Raw genomic sequence first — 3,207 nt, 5'->3', positions numbered from 1 at the left:
ATACGGTCAGCCACACTACGGGCAAAGCCCATTTCGTGGGTTACGACAACCATATTCATACCACCTTTGGCAAGTTTTTGCATAACCGCAAGCACGTCACCGATAGTCTCTGGGTCAAGAGCTGACGTTGGTTCGTCAAAGAGCAAGAGCTCAGGATTCATAGCAAGACCACGGGCGATAGCGATACGTTGTTTTTGTCCACCAGAAAGCATACCAGGGTATGAATCTTTCTTGTCCCACATGTTAACGTAGCGAAGGAATTTTTCAGCGGTCTTTTCAGCCTCTGCCTTACTGATTCCAAGAACCTTGATAGGTGCCAAGGTTACATTTTCAAGAACGGTTTTGTGCGGGTAGAGGTTAAAGTGTTGGAAAACCATACCGGCTTCCTTACGCAATTCTACCAAATCTTTGGCAGAAGCTTCCGTCACATTATGTCCGTTAACGATAAGCGTACCGTTATCGATTGATTCTAAGGCGTTGATTGTACGGATGAGAGTGGATTTCCCAGACCCAGAAGGTCCCAAGAGAACCACAACTTGTCCTTTTTCAATTTCTAGATTGATATCACGAAGTGCATGATAGTCTCCGTAATATTTATTAACATTTTTAAATTCAATAAGTGCCATAAGAGCCTCCTATAATGGATTTACTTGTTAGCTTTTCTAACATATATTGAATTTTAGCATAAGTAAAGTCGAAAGTCAAAAAATTCCGAATATTCTTTCAAAACGTTCGGTTTTTACTAAATAATTAATCATTTTTTGATATAAATATGAGAAAAACAAAAAACCACCCGTAGGTGAGTTTTTATTTTATTCACTAGCTTGCTCCCATTGTTTAGAGAGGTAGCGAGAGTAGCTAGAAATAGCAAAGTTAACCACGAAATAAGCTAAAGCCACAATTCCGTATAAGGTAAAGATTTGGCTAGGTTCGTAGTAACCACCCATCAAAATCTGACTCTTACCAAACAATTCTTGTAAGGCGATAACAGAGTAAAGGAAAGAAGTATCCTTGATAACTGTTACGAATTGAGAAATGATAGATGGTAACATCTTACGAATAGCTTGTGGGAAGATGATGTAAATAAAAATTTGTTTGTTGTTAAATCCTTGAGACAAGCCGGCTTCCGTTTGGCCATGGTCGATAGAGTTCAGTCCCCCACGAATGATTTCCGCCAAGGCAGCAGAGGTAAAGACCGTGAAAGAGGTAATCCCTGCAGCAGTTGACTTGAGTTGGAAGACCAAGAAAATGATGAAAATCCAAAGCAAGTTAGGAACGTTACGGACGAACTCAACGTAGATAGAAGCTATCCAACGAAGGATAGGATTCTTTCCGTTACGCATCACCGCCAGAATTGTTCCGAACAGGGTAGATAGCACGATGATGAAGAAAGACAAGTAAAGGGTCGTCCACATCCCTTGTGCCAAGAATTTAAGGTTAGTAGCTGATAAAACTTCTGACATAGTGGATCTCCTTAGTAAGCTTTCTTATTCTCTTCTTCTTTACGACGTGCCCAAGTAGCAAGAGGGAAACACATAATAAAGTAGAGGAAGGCAGCCCCAGCAAAGGCCGGCACATAGTTAGTGGTATCATAAGCCCAGGCCTTAGCAGTGAACATGATATCTGCCCCAGAGATAATGGCAACTGTTGAAGTATTCTTAATCAAGTTAACCACTTGGTTGGTCAATGGTGGCAAGATAGTACGCACAGCTTGAGGCAAGATGATGATACGCATGGTATCAGCGTAGGTGAATCCTTGAGACAAAGCCGCTTCGGTTTGGCCTTTAGGAACCGCCTCGATACCTGTACGAATAATTTCAGAGATATAGGCTCCTGTGTAGACCCCCACACAAAGGATAGCTGTCAATGAAATTGGGATCATGACATGGCCATCAGTCAAGATTGAAATCCCATAGAAGACAACCACGAATTGCACAAGCAAGGGTGTGTTCTGGAAGATTTCGACATAAACACGTGAAATGCCACGAAGGACCTTGTTGTGAGTAGAGCTCATAGCCCCAAAGATAAGCCCAAGAAGAAGGGCAACAATCAAGGCACCAATCGAAATACCAAGAGTGTAAAAGAAACCTTTGGCAAACTGCCCAAAGTTAGCGAAGAAAGCAGCCCAACGTTCAAGAGCGAAAGGACTAGCCGTTTCAGTTAAAAGATACATAAATTCAGGACTCCTTTCTATTTATCTTCAGCCTTAGCTGGTTTCAAGTGATACTTATCGTAGAGTTTTTGAAGGCTACCATCTTTTTGCCATTTAGCAATCAAATCGTTGGTATAATCAATCAACTCTTGGTTAGACTTGCTTGAAGCGATACCGTACTCTTGTGTTTTGAAACCTTCTTTTAAGGTTTTAGTTTTCTTACTTTCATATCCAGAGAGGATAGATTTATCAACTGAGAAAGCATCTACACGGTGAGCGTAAAGAGAAACAGCCAATTCTGGGAAAGATCCGAGTTGAACATAGTTGAACTTAAGGTTATTAGCTGAAGCGTACTCTTGCAACGCAGCCTTAGTTGACGCCCCTTGAGAAACACCGATAGTCTTACCATTCAAATCTGAGATTTTGTTAATACCTGAATCCTTAAGAACCAAGAAACCGATTTGGTCATAGTAGTAAGGAGTTGAGATAGCGTAAGAAGCCTTACGTTCATCATTAATGGTATAGGTAGCGATAAGCAAGTCGATAGTACCGTTATCCATAAGTGGTTCACGAGTTTGCGTCGTTACTGGGATATAATTCACTTTAACTTTTAACTCATCAGCAATCTTCTTAGCAAGATCAACTTCCATACCTTCGTAGGTATTAGTCTTAGCAGAATAGTAACCAAAGTTAGGAACGTCTTGCTTCACACCGACATTGAGTGTCCCTCGCTTAACAATCTTTTGGACTGCTTTACTATCAAGAAGCTTACTAGTGTCTTCCGCCTTAGTCTTGTGACTCGTGATAAGAAAAATAGTGAGAATTGCCAAGCTTGCAACGGTTAGGTAACGTAAGATTTTTTTGAAAATCATAGGCAACCTCCTTAGGCATCCACTTGGACATTATCAGAGTTGTGATCGATAATCTTAGAAAGGAATTGAACCGCACGAGGTTCAGTTGGATTGTCAAAGAAACCATCCACATCCGTAGTGTCTACAAGAACTTGACCTTCAGCCATGAAAATGATACGGTCAGCCACACTACGGGCAAAGCCC

4 protein-coding genes and 1 pseudogene are annotated in these 3,207 nt (G+C 41.2%); all 5 read right to left on the bottom strand.

Annotation, left to right across the window (positions count from 1 at the left end):
* Nucleotides 1-626, bottom strand: a 626-nt coding sequence (locus HMPREF2571_RS08940) for an amino acid ABC transporter ATP-binding protein (RefSeq protein ID WP_070847829.1), incomplete at its 3' end; no start/stop codon positions are given.
* Nucleotides 627-812: 186 nt separating this feature from the next.
* Nucleotides 813-1,463, bottom strand: coding sequence for an amino acid ABC transporter permease (locus HMPREF2571_RS08935; RefSeq protein WP_002886253.1), 651 nt, complete (start codon nucleotides 1,461-1,463; stop codon nucleotides 813-815).
* Nucleotides 1,464-1,474: 11 nt separating this feature from the next.
* Complete coding sequence (locus tag HMPREF2571_RS08930) at nucleotides 1,475-2,173, bottom strand: amino acid ABC transporter permease (protein WP_002886251.1); 699 nt, start codon at nucleotides 2,171-2,173, stop codon at nucleotides 1,475-1,477.
* Nucleotides 2,174-2,190: 17 nt separating this feature from the next.
* Nucleotides 2,191-3,024, bottom strand: coding sequence for a transporter substrate-binding domain-containing protein (locus HMPREF2571_RS08925; protein WP_021146932.1), 834 nt, complete (start codon nucleotides 3,022-3,024; stop codon nucleotides 2,191-2,193).
* An 11-nt stretch (nucleotides 3,025-3,035) separates the two neighbouring features.
* Nucleotides 3,036-3,207: pseudogene (locus HMPREF2571_RS08920) on the bottom strand (amino acid ABC transporter ATP-binding protein); the annotation flags it as partial.

This window comes from Streptococcus sp. HMSC068F04 (assembly GCF_001837455.1).
Lineage (GTDB): Bacteria > Bacillota > Bacilli > Lactobacillales > Streptococcaceae > Streptococcus > Streptococcus salivarius_D.
The sequence above is the reverse complement of the archived record's forward strand: the minus strand, read 5'-3'. Positions and strand labels throughout refer to the sequence as shown.

Excerpts from the sequence above, each read along its gene's own strand:
- HMPREF2571_RS08925 (WP_021146932.1), bottom strand. The coding sequence starts at position 3,024 with ATGATTTTCAAAAAAATCTTACGTTACCTAACCGTTGCAAGCTTGGCA.
- HMPREF2571_RS08930 (WP_002886251.1), bottom strand. The coding sequence starts at position 2,173 with ATGTATCTTTTAACTGAAACGGCTAGTCCTTTCGCTCTTGAACGTTGG.
- HMPREF2571_RS08935 (WP_002886253.1), bottom strand. The coding sequence starts at position 1,463 with ATGTCAGAAGTTTTATCAGCTACTAACCTTAAATTCTTGGCACAAGGG.